This window comes from uncultured Sulfuricurvum sp., from assembly GCF_937936435.1.
Taxonomy (GTDB): domain Bacteria; phylum Campylobacterota; class Campylobacteria; order Campylobacterales; family Sulfurimonadaceae; genus Sulfuricurvum.
The window spans coordinates 1-3240 of record NZ_CALDDG010000127.1; the positions used below are offsets into that span (position 1 = coordinate 1).

The 3240-nt window shown below is 44.2% G+C and carries 5 protein-coding genes; all 5 read left to right on the forward strand.

What is annotated here, in order from left to right; genetic code table 11:
* The coding region (locus Q0389_RS11925; RefSeq protein ID WP_298694425.1) for a transaldolase family protein at positions 1-392 on the forward strand (392 nt) is incomplete at its 5' end.
* Between the two features lie 2 nt (positions 393-394).
* Positions 395-1591 (forward strand): type IV pilus twitching motility protein PilT, encoded by a 1197-nt coding sequence (locus Q0389_RS11930; protein WP_298694427.1) that lies wholly within the window; start codon positions 395-397, stop codon positions 1589-1591.
* A 62-nt stretch (positions 1592-1653) separates the two neighbouring features.
* Positions 1654-2190 carry a 50S ribosomal protein L25/general stress protein Ctc gene (locus tag Q0389_RS11935; protein WP_298694429.1) on the forward strand — a complete coding sequence of 179 codons (537 nt, stop codon included), beginning with the start codon at positions 1654-1656 and terminating at the stop codon, positions 2188-2190.
* A gap of 2 nt (positions 2191-2192) precedes the next feature.
* Positions 2193-2738: an aminoacyl-tRNA hydrolase gene (gene pth / locus Q0389_RS11940; RefSeq protein ID WP_298694432.1), complete on the forward strand. Its 546-nt coding sequence runs from the start codon at positions 2193-2195 to the stop codon at positions 2736-2738.
* Positions 2739-2801: 63 nt separating this feature from the next.
* The coding region (locus Q0389_RS11945) for an LptF/LptG family permease (RefSeq protein WP_298694435.1) at positions 2802-3240 on the forward strand (439 nt) is incomplete at its 3' end.

Genomic DNA, 3240 nt, shown 5'->3' on the forward strand with positions numbered 1-3240 from the left:
TCCTTCGAAGTAATGGGGTCACGACAGGTTTGAGCGGTATCATGAATGCGGCGGATATTTATAATCGTGTTGAGGCCTTAAAGGTTCCGAAATGCCGCGTATTATTTGCCAGCACGGGGGTCAAAGGGGACGAATTTAGAGCTTCTTATTATATCGATGAATTGCTGGCCCCTAACAGTGTCAATACGGCTCCGATCGCTACAATCGATGCGTATGTCGCAGGAAATGACAAATCACTTAAATTGCCGTTGGCATCGTCTGTAATCGTATCGCATCAGCAAAAAGTTATACAGGCCGATGTCGATATGGATCGGGTCATCGACGAGCAGATCAGGGAAGGATTGGAAGCTTTTAAAGTTGCATTTACTGAAATCCTAAACGCATTGGAGTAAACATGAATAATCCGGAAATTCACCAAACGAATATCAGCGAACTGAATTTTGAAGTTTTAAAAAAGATTCGCGGGTATTTGCGTCGAATGGTCGATGCGGGGGGAAGTGACCTGCATATCAAAGCAAATGCGGTTGTCCGTGCCCGCATTAACGGGGAGATCATTCCCCTTTCCGGAGAGATACTCTCAAAAGACGACGCACTCATTTTTGCGAAAGAGTTGCTTCGTACCCGTTTTCCGGAATTGGTTGAAAAAAAAGAGCTTGACTTGGTCTATCCGTTCGATGAAAACACCCGTTTTCGTATCAATATCTTTTTTCAAATGGAAGGTATTTCTGCCGTCTTCCGGTTGATTCCCGTCAAAATTTTAACGGTGGATGAATTGGGCTTGCCGGAAGTCGTGCATCGCTTTGCCGAAATGGAGAGGGGACTGGTTCTGGTGACCGGGGTTACGGGAAGCGGTAAGTCGACAACACTGGCAGCATTGATTAATGAGATCAATTGGAAACGCCGAAAGCATATTATAACGATTGAAGACCCGATCGAGTTCGTTCATAAAGATCGTAAATGTATCGTCAATCAGCGCAGTATCGGACAAGATACGTTGAGCTTCGGAAATGCATTGCGTGCCGCATTGCGTGAAGACCCCGATATTATTTTGGTCGGGGAGATGCGGGATGTCGAGACGATTGAAATCGCGTTGCATGCAGCCGATACCGGGCATCTTGTATTCTCGACACTGCATACGTTGGATGCGAAAGAGACGGTAAACCGGATTATTTCCGTATTCCCGACTGCCGAACAGAATCGGGTAAGGATGACACTCTCTTCCGTTATCAAAGGGATTATTTCTCAACGGCTCATTCCGACAGTCGAAGGGAAGCGAACGGCGGCATTGGAAATTTTGATACGAACGCCTCGTATCGAACAGTTGATTGCTGAAAATCGGGACGTAGAGATTCCCGATACGATTGCCGAAGGAAAAGAACTCTATAAATCCCAAACATTCGATCAGGGGATTTTAGACTTGTATCTGTCAGGTAAAATTTCACGTGACGATGCGCTCTCTTATGCGACTTCCGCATCTGACCTGCGCTTGAAAATGGAAGGACTAAGTACAACCATTGACAAGGATAAATTAGGGGTTGATGACGGACCGAAAGAGTTTAAAGAAGAAGACTTTATCGGATTAAAAGAGTGATTTAGAATATTTTTAGGTTTTTTTAAGTATAATCCGTCCCATTTTATTTGAAGGACATGATTATGTTAGAAGGCATCGTAAGAGAGAGTATTGGCAAAGCTGCTACAAAAGCATATCGCCGTGATGGTTATCTTATCGCCAACATTTACGGAAAAGGGCTTGAAAACGTTCACGCCGCGTTCAAAATGAACGACTTTATCCGTACTGTGCGCAATAAAGAAACAGTAGCGTTTTCTGCAAATGTAGGAGGCAAAGAGATGAACCTTGTCGTTCAAGGGTATGAGTCTCATCCGGTTTCAGGAAATTTGTTGCATGTTGATTTGATGATTGCACAGCCGAATGTTGTAACACACTATCATGTACCGGTAAAAGCGGTAGGAACTCCGGTCGGTTTGAAAAACAAAGGGATGTTGTTTGTTGCGAAAAAACGTCTTCGCGTTAAAACATCTATCGAAAATCTTCCTACATCTATCGAAATCAATGTCGCTCCGCTTGACTTGGGTGATTCGGTATTGGTTCGTGATTTACCGCGTCTTGAGAACGTAACATTTACCGATTCAGATCGCGTATCGGTTCTTAGTATCATCAAAGCGAAATAATAATGCTGATCGTCGGACTGGGAAACCCCGGATCGACGTACGCATCGACCCGTCATAACGTCGGGTTTATGGTGATCGACGAGCTTTGCCGTCGCCATAGTGTGCAGAATGTTTCAAAGAGCTCCTTTGAAGGGGAGCTGTTTAAAATGGGATCACATTTTCTTCTGAAACCCACAACGTATATGAATCTATCCGGTCGCTCTATCCTTGCCGTTAAAAACTTTTATAAAGTCGATGAAGTAATTGTAATCCATGACGATCTTGATTTACCGTTTGGCGCATTACGGTTTAAAAAAGGGGGCGGTCACGGAGGGCATAACGGATTGAAATCGGCCGATGGAGCTATCGGTGCCGATTATGTCCGTGTCCGAATGGGGATCGGAAAACCCGAACATAAATCGCAGGTGGCGGATTACGTTCTTCACGCGTTTAATCCTGAAGAGGGGAAAAAACTTCCGATTTGGATTCAAAATGCCGCAGATGCGGTAGAGATGCTTTTGATAAAAAACGTGGAAGAAGTTGCTTCAAAGTGTTCCATAAAAGGATAGCCTTATCGCTTCTTAGGGTGATTTGGGTACAATAAATTCCAATTTATTTTACATTAGGCTCTTATGCTCGCTTTTATTACACTCTCATCTCTTTATCTCCGCTATTTCCTCATCATTATGATCGCATTGAGTACATTTATGGTGGGATTCGATTTGATGGATAACGGTTCGGAACTTCCCCATTCAGCCAATTTAGTGCTGATTTACACGATGTATAAGTACTTCTACGCCGTAGATATGATGCTTCCCATCTCTTTGGTCTTTGCAATGATCGCTTCACTGGTAGAGTTGATCCGATCCAATGCACTGGCTGCGTATTACGCCATCGGGTACTCCAAAGTTCGGGTTATGGCCCCCTTTGTGACGGTTGCAGGGATCATGGTGGGTATATATATTGCTTTGCATACGACCAATTTTGCCCGTGCGAATGAGTTTGCCGATAATCTTAGAGAGACGTCGGAGTTTATCCGTCCGACGAGTAACCTTTTTTTCACCCATGAAG